Source organism: Sphingobacterium zeae, assembly GCF_030818895.1.
Lineage (GTDB): Bacteria > Bacteroidota > Bacteroidia > Sphingobacteriales > Sphingobacteriaceae > Sphingobacterium > Sphingobacterium zeae.
Map to the genome: position 1 here is coordinate 5386862 of NZ_JAUTBA010000001.1, position 16237 is coordinate 5403098.

Genomic DNA, 16237 nt, shown 5'->3' on the forward strand with positions numbered 1-16237 from the left:
TTATGCGCTACTTTAATCGTCATATCTTTAGTCTACTATTAATTTGTTCAGTATCCAGTAGCTTTGCCCAAAAAAACAGCCACGTCAAAGGTCAAATTATCGGTGAAGATAAGCAGGCAATTCCGTATGTGAATATCAGCCTTCATCATGTAAAAGACAGCACATTGATAAAAACTATCGTCGCAGATAGTACCGGGCATTTTATTTTTGGTGACACAAAGGCAGGCCGTTATTATATAAAAGTAAAAAGCGTCACACACCAGGAAACCTTTAGTCCACATTTCAGTTTGGACGAACAACTCGGTGGATACGACCTTGGTCAGATTGTACTGCTAACAAATAATGAATACTTAGCCGAGGTGCTTGTCGTACGAAAAAAGCAATTTATTGAACAGCAAAAGGATAAACTAGTATTTAATATCGAAAACTCCATGCTTGCGGAAGGAAATAACGGGCTTGAATTACTCAACAAGCTACCGGGTGTAGTAGCAGATGATAACGGAACATTATTTATTAAAGGGAAATCAGGCGCAACGGTAATGATCAATGGAAAACTGACTTATCTTTCTGGTGACCAATTGGCCAATCTATTGCGTAGCACATCTTCCATTGATATCAGCAAAATTGAAGTCATGACCAATCCCAGTGCCAAAGAAGATGCGGCCGGGTCGGCCGGAATCATCAATATTGTTTTGAAAAAAGGAATAAGAGAAGGATGGAATGGTTCCATTTCCCTCAATGCTGGTGCAGGCCGAGGACCGCATTTTGGCGGAGGTATTAATCTTAATTACCGCACTGAAAAACTAAATGTATTTGGAATCTATAATCAGTATCATCAGAACCTCGAGTACTTTAATTCCCTCACCCGCTACTTCTATACAGATCAAGGCACCCGCCCCGAATCTTATACACAACAGGAAAATAAGATACAGCCCAAACTTCGATCTAATAACTTTAGAGCTGGTATAGATTACAACATAGATTCCCGACAAACAATTGGAGTGCTTATTAATGGCGGATTCGGCAAATACCCGAAGTATGAACCCACGACAAATAACTTCAGTACCGTTGACGATAATCGATTAATATGGTCTTCATCTACAATAACGGAAGGAAAAGAGCGCTGGCGGGATATGCTTTATAATTTCAACTACGGCATTAAGTTTAATGAGAAAGGTCACGAATTAAAAATCGATCTTGATCTTGTAGATCATTATTCCAAAATGGATCAACAACTGAACACAAATTATATAAAAGCAGATGGCACTCCGCTCGATCGGCCAACGTCACGTCGAGGCGACATCCCCTCAGACAATAAAGTATATGTTGCCAAACTAGATTACATACGCCCGCTGGCCAAAGCGTATCGACTGGAGGTAGGCTGGAAAGCCAGTCACGTCCGCACAGAAAATGACCTACATTACGATACCTTACAAAATGATCAATATGTCTCTGACCTGACAACAAGCAATCATTACATTTACCAAGAAACCATACAGGCAGGCTATATTAATCTTTCCAAAAGTTGGAAAAAAATTTCGGCTCAGGTTGGTTTGAGAGGAGAACATACACATACATCAGGCCATCAAATCACGCTGAATGAACACTTTGAAAAATCCTATTTCAAGCTATTTCCATCAGCTTTTCTAACTTACGCTGTCGATGAAAAAAACAAACTACAGACAAGTTATAGTTATCGTGTTCAGAGACCCTCTTTTTGGGATCTCAATCCATTTCGTGTATACACCGATCCGTTTTCCTATACGGAGGGCAATGCCCGTCTGAACCCGGCATTTGAACATGCATTCGAGCTGGGCTATACTTTTTCCAATAAATATATTTTCACACTGAATTATGCTTCACGAACCGACGTTGTCAATGATATTCTAGGAAGGGATTTATCCAATCCGTATATAACTTACGAACGGCCAGAGAATATCGGCTCATTCAAAAACTTTGGAGTTTCTTTGATCGCTCCGACCCAATTGACAAGCTGGTGGTCAGCAACCCATTTCACAAACTACTATCGCAATGAATATAAAATTCCACAGGACGGCATACTGATTAGCCGCAAAGGCAATACGCTGACCCTGAATAGCCAGAATACAATCAAACTACCGAACGAATGGTCCTTAGAAGTGGGCGGGAGCTACACCTCCGGATTGACGACAGGGTTAAGCCAGATCAAGAGCTATGGCCAGTTATACTGCGGAATTCAAAAGAATATTCTCAATAAAAAAGCATCTGTTAAACTGGTGGTAAATGATATTTTTAGAACGAACAGTCGCCGATACGAAACGGTTTCTTCAACAATTCGGCTTGTCGGGAGGTCAAATCCCGACAGTAGGACAGCCATTCTATCTTTAAATTATCGCTTTGGAGGAACTGGAATTTTGAACAGTCAACGCTCAACAAGCTCTGAAGAAATCAAAAGTCGACTCTAAACTCGTGACAGTTCGCTAACTTTATAGTAACACCAATTTTGTACATTTGTAAAAAATTATCGAAGATGTCGGTCAAGATTGGTGAAAATATTGATTTGGGAGAATTCCCGTTGCTATTAGCTCCTATGGAGGATGTAAGTGATCCTCCGTTTCGTTACGTATGCAAACAAAATGGTGTTGATTTAATGTATACTGAATTTATTTCTTCCGAAGGACTAATCCGTGATGCTGCCAAATCTGTTCAAAAGCTAGATATTTTTGAATATGAACGACCGATTGGTATCCAGATCTTCGGCGGTGATATCGAAAGTATGCGTCAATCGGCTGAAATCTGCGCAAAAGCAGGGCCTAATTTAATTGACATCAATTATGGTTGTCCTGTTAAAAAAGTGGTCTGTAAAGGTGCTGGCTCATCCCTCTTACAGGATATTGATAAAATGGTTGCCATGACCAAAGCTGTTGTTGAAGCTACTGATTTACCGGTAACGGTGAAAACACGCCTTGGATGGGATGACAACACAAAAAATGTGTATGAGGTAGCTGAAAGATTACAAGATGTAGGCATCAAAGCACTGGCTATTCATGGACGTACGCGTGCACAATTGTACAAAGGACAAGCAGACTGGTCCATGATTCGCGATATCAAACGCAATCCGCGGATCAAGATCCCAATTTTTGGTAATGGCGATGTTGATTCTGTCGAAAAAGCTGCGGCTTGGCGCCAGGAGTTTGAGGTGGACGGCATCATGATTGGGCGCGCTGCCATTGGCTATCCTTGGATTTTTAGAGAAATTAAGCATTTTTTCAATACAGGTGAGCGTTTAGAAGGACCTACTATTGCCGAACGTGTCGAAGTCTGCAGAACCCATTTGATCAAATCCATCGAATGGAAAGGTGATAAGCTAGGCATTTTTGAAATGCGTAGACATTATGCTAATTACTTCAAAGGAATTCCTAATTTTAAAGAGTATCGAATGAAATTAGTCAGTTTGCAGAGCCAGGCTGAAATTTTAGAGGTACTGCATGAGATTGAAAATTCCTTCATTCCCGAAGGAGTCTAAAAAAGAAACAAGGCAATAATGATACAACTATTGCCTTGTTTGTAAAATATGTAAATAAGACTATTTTCTTCGTAACAACTCCATCAACCTATTCTTTTCAAGCATAAAAGTGACACCTAATAATAACAATAGCATCCCATTGCCTATCCAGATGTTATTATGAAAAACTTGAAAGCTCATCCAGGAAATCAGAAGCCCTACCCCAAGATAAATGGCAATTTTTATCAATTTATAAGGTATAGGATAATACATTTGACCCCAGTGGAGTGAAAATCCAATCATCACCAAGTACACCACTGTCGTAGACAAAACAGCCCCAACATAGGAATACACCGGAATCAGCCAAACATTCAGCATAATGGTTAATAAAGCTCCTATTCCTGAAATATAAAGTGCATATCGTGTCTGGTCTGTCAACTTGTACCAAATTGACAGGTTCATATATATCCCTAGCAGGACATAGTTAAACAGTAGAATCGGCACAATTTTGAGTCCGGTCCAGTAAACAGCAACCTCCGATTCATTTCCCTTAATGAAGTATTTAAGCCAATCGAGATTGACTGTTAGTCCAACCATTGCAATGACCATCAAAATAACAAAATACTCCATGATGAGTGCATAGGTTTTCGATGCATTCTGATTTTTCGAATACGAAAAGAAAAATGGTTCTGCCCCTAGCCTAAAAGCCGTAACAAATAAGCTTAGAAATACGGCCAATTTAGCAACCGCACCATATATACCTAATTCGTCTTTCCCAGTCTCTCCTGGCAACAATTTCAGAAAGAACATTTTGTCTAGATTCTCATTAATAATAAATGAAATATTAGCGACTAAAATTGGGAAGCTATACGTTAACATTTCACGCAGTAACTTTCGATCTAGACTAAATCGGAAAGTTAGTAATTCAGGCAGAAGTAGAATTAATGTAACAACGCTGGCGAAAAGATTGGAAATAAAGACATAGCCAATCCACCCTTCTTTAAACCATGTTCCGGCAAAATCAGCCCAAAAGCTATACTGATGAACCCAATCAGGTAAGAAATAAATGAAGAACAGGTTTGAAATCACCGTAACTCCAATATTAACAAATTTCAGGGCGCTATATTTATAGGGCCTTCCCTCAGCGCGAAGTTTTGTAAATGGGATGACAGCAAGCGCATCAGCAACAAGAATAAAAGCGAAATATTTAATATATCGCTCATACAGATCAACATCACCACCATCTGCAAACCACGCTGCAATGGGCCGCGTAAATACAAAGACAGATAATAATAGAATAAGCGAAGTGACTAAAGTAATAAAGAAACTATTATTGTAAACTTTGGATCTATCTTGCGTTTCGACTTTTTGCAAATAGCGAAAATATGTCGTTTCCATACCAAATGCAAGCACAGCATTTAACATAGACATCCAGGCATAAAAGTTAGAATAGATACCGTAGACTGCGGCATCTTTAAATTTTCGCAGATAAAGCGGAGTCATCAAAAATCCTATCATTCTTGAAACGATAGTCGTTATACCATAGATGAAGGTATCGCTGAGAAATTTTTTGATCGTAGACACTTGGCTTAGGATTGAACTCTTTTAACTACTTCAAAATTGGAAAAGCCTTTCACTTCGCCTTCCTCTATTTCTACACTTTCCACAACCGCACCCTCTGGACCTTCCTTGCAGAACTCCAAAAGTGAATCAAGAGAAAATTCGTCACCCTCAGCCTCAATATAGACAGAACCGTCTTTTAAATTGACCACAAAGCCCTTCACACCAACTTGATCAGCAACTGCCTTAGTTGTTAATCGAAAAAAGACTCGTTGTACTTTACCTCTTATTGAAATATTCAAATGTTTCATCTGTAACTTATTTTTTCTTCCATCTGTCAGATGGAGCAACCCATCACTATAATTTCATTCATATAGTCATGGGTTGTTCATTAAAAACAAAAGTACAGAAGTTTTGGGGAATTAAATACTAGGCTAAGCGTTTTACCTTCACATCATCAGTTAAGCGCATATGTTCCATGCCTTGCAGCAATACAACACCTGGCTTTTTACCGACCTCCAATGATCCAAATTCGTCCTGAATATTTAACGCTATAGCACCATTAATCGTAGCCCATTGGATAGTTTGTAAGAAATCAAGATCCTCGAAGTGTGCATGTAAAACCTTTAATTCGTCCAGAATGGACAAGGTATCGTTGGAAGCTAAACTATCGGTTCCGATCACAATACGTTGTCCCGAATTTAAAAAGTTCTGTATTTTAGGTAGAGTCCCCTCAATATAAAGGTTAGCTTTCGGACATAAACACCACGTGACGTCACGACCCATACGCTCAACAAAATCAAAATCTTTTAAAGACGTATAGGTATTATGAACCAACAACAATTTATTTGGGTAAGGCAAATAAGGCAGATAAGATTGAATTGAATTTCTTGCCTGCGCTTTTATCGTATCTGCATTTTTTCCGATACTTTTATAAAAGTCTAAGAATTCGCCCATTTTATAACGGAACAACTTATTCTCTTCCTCACTTTCCTGATTATGAATACTGATAATGTTTGTTTCCGGAACTACTTTCTTGAATTTTTTAAAAAGCACCTTAGAACAAGAATAGGGGGCATGTGGCGTGATAGACACATGGCCATTCCTAAACTCTTGGATCAGTGATTTCGCCTCCTTCAACTTAAAATCGGCTTCGTCTGGCTCAATTCCGATCACTTCTACAAATGTGTGATACAAGATTTTAGAATCGTCCTTCAATTTTGAAGAATTATCCGTATTAGCGTGATCGCCGACTGCGACAATACCATTCTCGTACATCTCTCTGTCGGCTTTTGCCATCGCTTCATCTATTTTTTTCATCGAAGCCGAACGCGTTGTCATCACCTTACTCAAAAAGCTTGGAAGCCCTGTACCTTTAGCAACAATACCTTTCATATGCGACAATTCAATGTGGCAATGCGCATTGATAAATCCCGGAATTATAACCCCTTTGTATTTCTCGACCTGACCATTATCCATAGGTGCAAATGACGTTGGGTCAAAGATACCTTGAATTACCCCCTCCTCATCTACCGCAACAATACCATCTTTTATCGGCATCGAGCTAATCGGTAGAATATAATTAGCGCTTAAATATTTTAACATTTTATCTCCTCACTATCAATTTAGTAACTAAAATTTTTAGACTTGTATGAATACATACCATTAGTAGAAAAATCCATGCCAAGGTACCTAAAAAGAACAATATATACCAAAAACAACAATTTACATAAAATTTTAACCAAAAAGAAATAATAAAACAACCTTCCTTGTTTAATTTGTCATAAAATACTTCTTTATATCGCATTTCAATTTTTAATCTATATATTCGCAGCATCAAATAGGGGTGCCTTGTTTTGTCAGGAACACAAATACAGGCTGAGATTATACCCAACAGATTAAATTCTGTACACCTGATCCAGATAATGCTGGCGTAGGGAGAGGTTAGTTAAATAGTGCGGTCATAGTAACCCCTTGCTATGATTTGTTTAACTCAAACAAAATACATTACCATGATCAAATTTTTGATTTGTAGCTCGTTAGCTACTATTTCGATGCAAGTTGCCATTGCGCAGCAAAATCTGACAATTAAAACTGTAGATAAAAGTAGCCAAAATCCTTTACAAAACGTTTCCGTATCCATCGATGGCCAAGCTTCTTTCCATGGTCAGTCAGACAACCATGGAATCATTAAGCTCCATCATCTCAACACTGGGCAACATCGTATTCAGATCTCCTCTGTTGGATATAAAACATGGATCCGCAATGTAAACATAAAAGATAATATGGAACTACTGGTCGAATTAGAACCAATTACCATACAAATGGAAGAGGTGCTCGTCCAATCTACCCGCGCTAAAAGAAATGCGCCTACAACCTTCAAAAACATCTCAAAAGAGGAAATTACAAAAAACAACCTCGGACAGGATATCCCTTTTCTGCTTAACCAAACACCGTCGGTACAGGTAAATTCAGATGCCGGAGCCGGCATCGGTTATACAGGGATGACCATCCGCGGATCAGATAATCAACGAATCAATGTAACGTTAAATGGCATTCCGCTAAATGATGCGGAGAGCATGGGCTCATTTTTTGTCAATCTTCCTGACTTTGCTTCTTCCACTGAGAGCATCCAAGTTCAACGAGGAATTGGTACCTCAACAAACGGGGCCGGATCATTTGGAGCTTCATTAAATATTCAATCCAATACACTGGCTGAAAATCCCTATGCAGAACTTAACAACTCGTTCGGTTCGTATAACACTTGGAAAAATACCGTGAAGGTGGGCACCGGACTAATCAATGACAAATTTGCATTCAATGCCAGGTTATCCAGAATTAGTAGCGATGGCTATATTGAAAGGGGGAGTTCAGACCTACAATCTTTCTATGTAGATGGTGGTTATTATGGTAAAAAGCACATCCTAAAAGGAATTGTATTCTGGGGAAAAGAAAAAACATATCAGGCATGGAATGGCGTTCCCGAACCGTTAATTACTGGAGATCGGTCGCGTATGGATGACTATGCCGATAATGCGCTCGAAATAGCAGGAGCTGAAAAGGATCGGTTTATGAATGCCGGTCGAAACTATAACCTGTACACCTATAAAAACCAAACTGATAATTATACGCAAAAACATCATCAGCTTCATTATACCAATATCCTGAGCGACAAGTTAACACTCAATACCGCCCTCCATTATACCAGAGGTTATGGCTACTATGAAGAAATGAGACCTGGTGATAAATTGAGTAAATATGGCCTGCCCGATGTGATTATGGGAAAAGACACCATACAGAAAACAGATCTAGTGCGCAGAAGATGGTTGGATAACTATTTTTATGGCTTGACCTACTCCCTCAATTATAAACCCAACGATCAGCTGGAGATTACCTGGGGGGGAGCCTACAATCAATACAGAGGGAAACATTATGGTCAAGTCATATGGGCACGATATGCCTCAACAGGATTTCTGGATGACAAATACTACTTCGGAAAATCACAAAAAAATGATTTTAGTAATTTCTTAAAGATCGATTACAAATTGGACCAGTGGATTCTAATGGCCGATGTCCAATATAGAAATGTCGACTATCACATGTATGGCGATGACGATAAAGTCAAAAACTATAACTATCATCCAAAATTCAATTTTTTAAACCCAAAAGCAGGCGCAACTTATCTCTTAAATGATTATTCAAATGTGTATGCTTCCTATGCTTTTGCGCAGAAAGAGCCTGTTCGGAAAGATTTTATTGAAAAAAACAGCAATTTACCTGATCCAACACCGGAGAAAATGCAGGATATAGAATTTGGTTACCGATTTGCAAACGAAAAACTTAACATTGGGTTGAATGGATATGGCATGTTTTACAAAAATCAGCTGATTCCAACTGGCGAAATCAGTGATACAGGTTCTCCGATTCGCCAAAATGTCAACAATAGCTATCGGATCGGCATCGAGTTTGATGGCTCATGGAACATCAATAAGCAGCTTAATTGGAAAGCAACTGCGAGTTTTAGCCAAAATAAAATCAAAAACTTTGAAGAGGTTGTAAAAGATATATATGGAGTCGCCCCTGATATGAAAATCTTTTACGCAAAGACGGACATCGCATTGTCTCCAGGAACTATTTTATCAAGTAATTTCTCTTATAGCCCTATAACACCACTTACATTTTCACTTTTATCCAAATATGTGGCTAGACAATACCTGGATAATTCATCTACAAAAGAAAGAAGTATTTCCGCTTATTTTGTCAACAATCTTTTGGCAAACTATAGCTTGACAGCATTGGGCTTTAAAAACATCAGTGCAACATTACAGGTCAACAACATATTGAACGAGAAGTATGAGGCCAATGGCTACACTTTTGGCGGGATGGAAGGTGATAGCCGAAAGTACTATAATTTTTATTTCCCACAAGCACCAACGAATTTCCTATTGGGCCTTAACTTCAAATTTTAGGATTTTTATAAGAACCTGTTAATCCCACAGCCGATAACAGCGGGCAAACCACACTAAAGATGCTCTCTGATCAAACACTGCTAACAAAGAAATCTCTCTTTTTTCCTTCAGAGGAAAGAGAGATTTCTTTTTATATGGTGGATAAAACTGAATTTCCCATCGTGTTTGACAATCGGAATTTTTACCTTTGGTTTTATACATTTCACTATGCGCGCAGTTATACAACGAGTTACCAAAGCTTCTTGTACCGTAGATAATCAGATAACAGGCCAGATCCAGAAGGGTCTAATGATTTTATTAGGAGTTGAAGAAGCAGATACAACGGAAGATCTGAAATGGTTAGGACAAAAATTCATCAACTTACGCATCTTCGAGGATGAACAGGGTATGATGAATAAGTCGATACAAGATGTAGACGGAAATATCTTACTCGTCTCACAATTCACGCTCTTTGCTCAAACAAAAAAAGGAAACAGGCCTTCCTTTATCAGAGCAGCAAAACCGGATAAAGCCAAACCAATGTATGAAGAGATGGCTTTACTGCTAAGTCAATTGCTCCAAAAAGAGGTTCAGCTTGGCATATTCGGAGCCGATATGAAAATTGACCTACTGAATGATGGTCCAGTGACCATCGTTATGGACACAAAAGATAAGGACAACTTTTAATTTTTAATTGAACACAAGATGACTATTAAAGAAGCACAAGAGGTTATTGACAAATGGATCAATAGTACCGGAGTACGTTATTTCAATGAGTTGACAAACACCGCTATACTCATGGAAGAAGTCGGTGAAGTTGCCCGAATAATGGCTCGGCAATACGGAGAACAATCTTTCAAAAAGTCAGACAAAGAAGTTAATTTAGCAGATGAAATGGCCGATGTATTATTCGTTTTGATGTGCCTTGCCAATCAAACGGGAATTGATCTAACAGCGGCTTTGGAACAAAATCTTCAAAAGAAATCAATTCGGGATGCCGACCGCCATAAAAACAACGAAAAACTTAAATAACCAAGAGTAGTATTATTTGTACACTTCTTTGAGATAATATTTAATTTTAAATCGCGTACGATGCATAAATTCATAACCTATTCGCTCATAGCTAGCGTTTTCATTGCCTCTTGTACAACAAAACAACGGCTAAATTCCAGCGTTGAGAAACCCAGTACATTTAATAAGGCGGCCGTTGTCACAGCACATCCTTTGGCTTCAGAAGTCGGGGTAAAGATTTTAAAACAAGGTGGAAATGCAATAGATGCTGCAGTTGCCGTACAATTTGCCCTTGCAGTAGTTTATCCAAATGCCGGAAATATTGGCGGCGGTGGCTTTATGCTCTACCGCGATCATCGGGGTAATTTAGATGCCTTAGATTTTCGTGAGAAAGCTCCTCTAAAAGCATCCCGGGATATGTACCTCGATGCCAAAGGCAATGTTATTCCGGAGTTGAGCCTTTATAGTCAATTGGCCTCTGGTATCCCTGGATCTGTTGCTGGTATGTGGGAAGCCCACAGAAAGTACGGCAAATTGCAATGGAAAGATCTCCTACTCCCAGCAATACAGCTAGCGAAAACAGGTTTTAAAATCAGTCAACGACAAGCCAATGAGTTTGAAAGCCATAAAGAGCGTTTTGTCAAACTGAATCCCGCTGGTGCTGCAATTATCAAAACCACAGTTTGGCGAGCAGGTGACCTATTTAGTCAGGAGGAACTTGCAAAAACACTGGAAAGAATCGCAATCGAAGGCCGAGACGGTTTCTATAAAGGTAAAACGGCCGACTTCATTGTTGCCGAAATGGGTAAAGGGAAAGGTATTATTAATCATCAAGATCTACTGGATTATCAGGCACTTTGGCGTACCCCAATTTCCACAAATTATAGGGGCCACAGAGTGATTTCCATGCCGCCGCCTTCGAGTGGGGGAACATCTCTTTTGGCCCTGCTCAAATCAGTCGAACAGTTCCCACTTCAGCGCTGGGGCTTTCAAACCGATTCAACCATTCGTGTCATAGTCGAAGCTGAACGCTATGTATATGCCAATCGGGCTAAGTATTTGGGCGATCCTGATTTCATTAAGGTACCCATCCAACAGCTTATTGACTCTGCCTCAAATGCGCATAAACTCCATTCATTCAATTTCCATAAAGCGACATCAAGCAAAGATGTCAATGCAGATGTCATTCCTGGCTATGAAAGTGAACAAACGACGCATTTCAATATCGTAGACGAGCAAGGGAATGCAGTATCCATTACAACAACACTTAATGATTCTTATGGCTCAGGAGTATTTGTGGAGGGCGCAGGTTTTCTCCTAAACAATGAAATGGACGATTTCTCCGTAAAGACCGGTGTCCCAAACATGTATGGGCTTACTGGGGAAAAAGCGAACGAGATTCAGCCTGGCAAAAGGATGCTCAGCTCAATGACACCCACTATTGTAGAAAAAGATGGCAAACTATTTATGGTTGTAGGAACCCCTGGAGGATCAACTATCATTACCTCTGTTTTTCAGACCATCCTCAACGTTATTGACTTCCGACAAAATGCCCAATCAGCTGTAAGCCTGCCAAGATTTCATCATCAATGGCTTCCTGATCGTATTGACGTCGAAAATAACGCAATCGATGTCAATCTACGTGATCAATTGACAAAAGATGGCTATACGATAAATCCGAGAGGGACAATCGGTCGTGTGGAGAATATACTTGTATTACCAAATGGTAAATTACAGACCGGAGCCGACCCGCGTGGAGACGATACGGCAAAAGGCTATTAAAGAACAAAAAGAAAGGCTCATTTGTAATTCCAAATGAGCCTTTCTTTTTATTTAGAAATGGGATGATCTTACATCATTCCGCCCATGCCGCCACCCATTGGAGGAGCACCAGCACCTACAGGGTTTTCTTCAGCTTCGTCAGCCAATACACACTCTGTAGTTAATAACATTGAAGCAACTGAAGCTGCATTTTCTAATGCTACACGAGATACTTTAGTTGGATCAATTACACCAGCAGCGATTAAGTTTTCGTAACGGTCTGTACGTGCATTGTAACCGAAATCTGCAGTTCCTTCTTTCACTTTTTGAACGATTACTGCACCTTCAATACCAGCGTTATTACAGATCTGACGTAATGGCTCTTCGATAGCGCGCTTGATGATGTCAATACCGATTTGCTCATCTTCGTTGTCACCTTTAAGGTTTACCAAAGCTTCAGTTGAGCGAATGAAGGCAACACCACCACCAGCGATAATACCTTCTTCAACAGCTGCACGAGTTGCGTGTAAAGCATCATCAACACGGTCTTTTTTCTCTTTCATTTCAACCTCAGTAGTTGCACCGACATATAACACGGCTACACCACCTGACAATTTTGCTAAACGTTCTTGTAGTTTTTCGCGATCGTAGTCTGAAGTTGTTGTTTCGATTTGTGAACGGATTTGAGCAACACGTGCTTTAATATCCTCTACATTACCAGAACCATTGATAATCGTTGTGTTATCTTTGTCAACTTGAACTTTTTCAGCTTGACCTAAGTAAGATAACTCAGCATTTTCTAATTTGAAACCTCTTTCTTCAGAGATAACAGTACCACCAGTTAAGATCGCGATATCCTCTAACATTGCTTTACGACGGTCACCGAAACCTGGTGCTTTGACAGCTGCAACTTTTAAAGAACCACGGATTTTATTAACCACTAAGGTTGCCAAAGCCTCACCATCTAGATCTTCAGCAATGATCAACAAAGGTTTGCCAGTTTGAACTTGTTTCTCCAAGATAGGCAGCAATTCTTTCATGTTGCTGATTTTCTTGTCATAGATCAAAATATATGGATTATCCAATTCCGCTTCCATCTTATCGGAATTTGTCACAAAATATGGTGACAAATAACCGCGGTCAAATTGCATACCTTCCACAGTTTTAACTTCTGTTTCAGTACCTTTAGCTTCTTCTACAGTGATAACACCATCGTTACCTACTTTTTCCATTGCCTGTGCAATTAACGAACCAATTACTTCGTCATTGTTAGCTGAAATTGTAGCAACTTGTTTGATTTTATTGTTGTCTTGACCAACTTCTTGAGATTGTGATTTCAAGTTGGCAACTACAGTAGCAACCGCTTTATCAATACCACGTTTTAGATCCATTGGGTTAGCACCAGCAGCCACAGATTTGATACCTGGAGCAACGATTGCTTGCGCTAATACTGTAGCAGTAGTTGTACCATCACCAGCTTGATCAGCTGTTTTGGAAGCTACTTCTTTTACCATTTGCGCACCCATGTTTTCTAAAGCGTCTTTCAATTCGATTTCTTTCGCTACCGAAACACCATCTTTAGTAATTACTGGAGCACCAAATTTCTTCTCAATAATTACGTTACGTCCTTTAGGACCTAATGTTACTTTAACTGCATTTGCCAAGGTATCTACACCTTTTTTAAGGGCTTCACGAGCCTCAACGTTATATTTTACTTGTTTTGCCATTTTTTATAAGTATTAAGTATTTCAAGAAGTGTAATGAAGATAGTATACTAAACCGTAAACCGGTTTTATCTTTTAATATGCACATTTACAACTCCACTAAAATAAACTTGAATTTTTAACCGAGCCAGTAAGCTCATTTTTAAATAATCTTTTGTATGAATTAGATGACTGCGTAAATATCAGACTCACGCATAATTAAGTACTCTTTTCCTTCGTAAGTAATTTCAGTACCTGCGTATTTTCCGTATAATACTTTGTCACCAACTTTCACAGTTAACGGTTCGTCAACTTTACCTGTACCTACAGCAACTACTGTACCTTGAGATGGTTTTTCTTTTGCTGTATCGGGGATATACAACCCTGAAGCTGTTTTTTCTTCTGCTGGAGCAGCTTCTACTACTACTCTGTCTCCGATAGGTTTGATACTTAATGCCATAATTAATTTACTTTTTATCTGTTTTTGAATTTATTTTTATGTTATAATCGCTATAAGCACATCATCTTTTATGCCAATTGTAATTGGAAGGGCTTTTAAGACAATTTTTCACACAAAAGTTAACATCCCAATCGACAAAAATTCATTTTGCTGTCACACTGTCATTTTATGTCTGCCAGTCTTACTTCTGCTTACCAAATATCCATTCAATTTAATACGCTTAATCCGCTTAGCAAAACGTTCACGATCCTTTCATTGACAACAACGTCTAAAAAATACAGAAAACAAAAAGCCCCGTTTGCTTTCACAAACAGGGCGTATAATTTTTTATTGACAACTATTTTTTAGCCTCTTCTGCCGGTTTAGCGGTAGGCGCTGTTGCAGGTACTTTTTCCTGAGATTGAGCCGGAGCTGTTTGCTCTTGTCCAGCAGGAGCAGCAGCAGGATTTTGTCCAGTACCTAAGTTCAATGGACCTTGTTGAGCAGGCGCTTCAATTTGCCCCCCCAATCCTCCTTTGGATGTGCTTGGAGATGTTCCAATAATATTTACACCCAAACTAAATACCATGATGGCAATAACCATGATCCAAGTACCTTTTTCCAAAATGTCACCTGTACGTTTTACACCCATAAGATTCGTTCCACCCGAAAAACCAGATGATAAACCTCCTCCTTTTGGATTTTGGATTAAAACCAAAAACGCTAAAATAATACTAGCCAATATGATTAGACCGATTAATAATCCTTGCATCTCTTTATGTTATTAATTTAATTTCTTTTCTAATTCTGTTATGCGTGCCGCAAAGTAAGCATTTTTTTCTGGATATTTCAAAACTAATTTTTTGTAAACCTCTATTGCCTTTGGATATAAGCCCTGTTCCACATAGATTTTTGCAAGCGTTTCGGTAACGAGTGAGTACTGATCTTCCGAACTTTTCCTGGCTTTATTCTCTAAATCCAACTTCTCCGCTTGTAGCGGCTGAATGATAGGTTCTTCGCGGATAAACTTCTCAATGACCTTGTCAGATTTACGCGGTATCTGAAAAGCGACCGTTGTTTTAACCTCATCACTTAATTTCGCCTCAGGCGGTTGCAAATGAAAAATATTCTCACGGATCTGTTGATCTAATAGCTGGCTATCCAGTTTTTCATGAATTTTTTCAACATCATCACGCGATGGCTTCATTGGACTCAAAGGAGATTTAACGTAAGGCTGATAAGTATGCGCATACTCCAATCTTGTTTTATGTAGCCACCACAAAAAACTGTAGGGCATCGTATCATCATCATAAACAGAAACATGCTCGTGACTATCATTACTTTCGTCGGCAACAGATTCCTGAGGAACCGCGGCCACAACTTGAGACTCCTGCAAATCACCACTAGTTACATCCTGTTGACTATTCGACCGAAAATATTCTGTTGCAGCCCCAGCCTCAATCAAACGATTCAACTCATCCATCTCTATTTCTCCATCGGCCACAATTTCGACAACACGATCATTGCTAATAGATTCCTCATCCACTAATAATTCATCCGATGGCGTTATTGCTGCAGAATCTACGATAGATTTAACATGCACAAATTCATAAAGCCAACTCGGGGAACAAGCATATAACAGGGTGGAAGATAAATTCTGAACAGTTTGATGTTTTTCAAAAACTTTACGTTCATAAACGAATCGTAAGCTCTGTGCATAAGGGTATTTTTCAATCAAGGCCAAAATCAAATCTTCCTCCACCGTATCAGGGTAGTTGAGTGCTCGAAAAAAAAGCTCCTTATTGGGTAATGATACATTAAGATTCATCTT

13 protein-coding genes are annotated in these 16237 nt (G+C 39.2%); 6 read left to right on the forward strand and 7 right to left on the reverse strand.

Annotated features, from left to right (window positions below; genetic code table 11):
• Positions 1–2 precede the first annotated feature (2 nt).
• Positions 3–2444 carry an outer membrane beta-barrel family protein gene (locus QE382_RS22715; protein ID WP_307187876.1) on the forward strand — a complete coding sequence of 814 codons (2442 nt, stop codon included), beginning with the start codon at positions 3–5 and terminating at the stop codon, positions 2442–2444.
• A gap of 65 nt (positions 2445–2509) precedes the next feature.
• Positions 2510–3505 carry a tRNA dihydrouridine synthase DusB gene (gene dusB / locus QE382_RS22720; RefSeq protein ID WP_307187877.1) on the forward strand — a complete coding sequence of 332 codons (996 nt, stop codon included), beginning with the start codon at positions 2510–2512 and terminating at the stop codon, positions 3503–3505.
• 60 nt (positions 3506–3565) lie between these two features.
• Here the strand turns inward: dusB and QE382_RS22725 are convergent, their stop codons facing one another.
• The 3 genes from QE382_RS22725 to QE382_RS22735 all read right to left on the reverse strand — a co-directional run bounded on the left by QE382_RS22725 (position 3566) and on the right by QE382_RS22735 (position 6649).
• The gene (locus QE382_RS22725; RefSeq protein WP_307187878.1) at positions 3566–5068 is read right to left on the reverse strand and encodes a lipopolysaccharide biosynthesis protein; all 1503 of its coding nucleotides are present in this window, start codon (positions 5066–5068) and stop codon (positions 3566–3568) included.
• Positions 5069–5073: 5 nt separating this feature from the next.
• Positions 5074–5355, reverse strand: a complete 282-nt coding sequence (locus QE382_RS22730) for an acylphosphatase (RefSeq protein ID WP_307187879.1) — start codon at positions 5353–5355, stop codon at positions 5074–5076.
• Between the two features lie 118 nt (positions 5356–5473).
• Positions 5474–6649 carry an amidohydrolase family protein gene (locus QE382_RS22735; RefSeq protein ID WP_307187880.1) on the reverse strand — a complete coding sequence of 392 codons (1176 nt, stop codon included), beginning with the start codon at positions 6647–6649 and terminating at the stop codon, positions 5474–5476.
• A gap of 407 nt (positions 6650–7056) precedes the next feature.
• Here QE382_RS22735 and QE382_RS22740 point away from each other — a divergent pair, with 407 nt between their 5' ends.
• From QE382_RS22740 to ggt, 4 genes are all read left to right on the forward strand, one after another.
• Complete coding sequence (locus tag QE382_RS22740; RefSeq protein WP_307187881.1) at positions 7057–9513, forward strand: TonB-dependent receptor; 2457 nt, start codon at positions 7057–7059, stop codon at positions 9511–9513.
• A 207-nt stretch (positions 9514–9720) separates the two neighbouring features.
• Complete coding sequence (dtd, locus tag QE382_RS22745; RefSeq protein ID WP_294187150.1) at positions 9721–10179, forward strand: D-aminoacyl-tRNA deacylase; 459 nt, start codon at positions 9721–9723, stop codon at positions 10177–10179.
• Between the two features lie 18 nt (positions 10180–10197).
• Entirely contained in the window at positions 10198–10524 is a 327-nt protein-coding gene (locus tag QE382_RS22750) for a nucleotide pyrophosphohydrolase (RefSeq protein ID WP_046674810.1), read from the forward strand.
• 60 nt (positions 10525–10584) lie between these two features.
• On the forward strand, positions 10585–12285 hold the full coding sequence (gene ggt / locus QE382_RS22755) for a gamma-glutamyltransferase (RefSeq protein ID WP_307187882.1): 1701 nt from the start codon (positions 10585–10587) through the stop codon (positions 12283–12285).
• 68 nt (positions 12286–12353) lie between these two features.
• On the opposite strand, the gene groL is transcribed toward ggt, so the two are convergent.
• The 4 genes from groL to QE382_RS22775 all read right to left on the reverse strand — a co-directional run bounded on the left by groL (position 12354) and on the right by QE382_RS22775 (position 16234).
• Complete coding sequence (groL, locus tag QE382_RS22760; RefSeq protein ID WP_294187146.1) at positions 12354–13991, reverse strand: chaperonin GroEL; 1638 nt, start codon at positions 13989–13991, stop codon at positions 12354–12356.
• Between the two features lie 160 nt (positions 13992–14151).
• Positions 14152–14427, reverse strand: a complete 276-nt coding sequence (locus QE382_RS22765; RefSeq protein ID WP_028070710.1) for a co-chaperone GroES — start codon at positions 14425–14427, stop codon at positions 14152–14154.
• A 337-nt stretch (positions 14428–14764) separates the two neighbouring features.
• The gene (gene secG / locus QE382_RS22770; RefSeq protein ID WP_307187883.1) at positions 14765–15178 is read right to left on the reverse strand and encodes a preprotein translocase subunit SecG; all 414 of its coding nucleotides are present in this window, start codon (positions 15176–15178) and stop codon (positions 14765–14767) included.
• Between the two features lie 12 nt (positions 15179–15190).
• A complete protein-coding gene (locus tag QE382_RS22775) occupies positions 15191–16234 on the reverse strand; it encodes a DUF8458 domain-containing protein (RefSeq protein ID WP_307187884.1) in 1044 nt (347 codons plus the stop codon).
• Positions 16235–16237: the final 3 nt, after the last annotated feature.

Bases quoted from the DNA above. Each gene is read 5' to 3' on its own strand.
- QE382_RS22740 (WP_307187881.1), top strand. From the start codon at position 7,057: ATGATCAAATTTTTGATTTGTAGCTCGTTAGCTACTATTTCGATGCAA.
- groL (WP_294187146.1), bottom strand. From the start codon at position 13,991: ATGGCAAAACAAGTAAAATATAACGTTGAGGCTCGTGAAGCCCTTAAA.
- QE382_RS22775 (WP_307187884.1), bottom strand. From the start codon at position 16,234: ATGAATCTTAATGTATCATTACCCAATAAGGAGCTTTTTTTTCGAGCA.
- dusB (WP_307187877.1), top strand. From the start codon at position 2,510: ATGTCGGTCAAGATTGGTGAAAATATTGATTTGGGAGAATTCCCGTTG.
- QE382_RS22765 (WP_028070710.1), bottom strand. From the start codon at position 14,427: ATGGCATTAAGTATCAAACCTATCGGAGACAGAGTAGTAGTAGAAGCT.
- ggt (WP_307187882.1), top strand. From the start codon at position 10,585: ATGCATAAATTCATAACCTATTCGCTCATAGCTAGCGTTTTCATTGCC.
- QE382_RS22730 (WP_307187879.1), bottom strand. From the start codon at position 5,355: ATGAAACATTTGAATATTTCAATAAGAGGTAAAGTACAACGAGTCTTT.
- QE382_RS22735 (WP_307187880.1), bottom strand. From the start codon at position 6,649: ATGTTAAAATATTTAAGCGCTAATTATATTCTACCGATTAGCTCGATG.
- QE382_RS22715 (WP_307187876.1), top strand. From the start codon at position 3: ATGCGCTACTTTAATCGTCATATCTTTAGTCTACTATTAATTTGTTCA.
- dtd (WP_294187150.1), top strand. From the start codon at position 9,721: ATGCGCGCAGTTATACAACGAGTTACCAAAGCTTCTTGTACCGTAGAT.
- QE382_RS22750 (WP_046674810.1), top strand. From the start codon at position 10,198: ATGACTATTAAAGAAGCACAAGAGGTTATTGACAAATGGATCAATAGT.
- secG (WP_307187883.1), bottom strand. From the start codon at position 15,178: ATGCAAGGATTATTAATCGGTCTAATCATATTGGCTAGTATTATTTTA.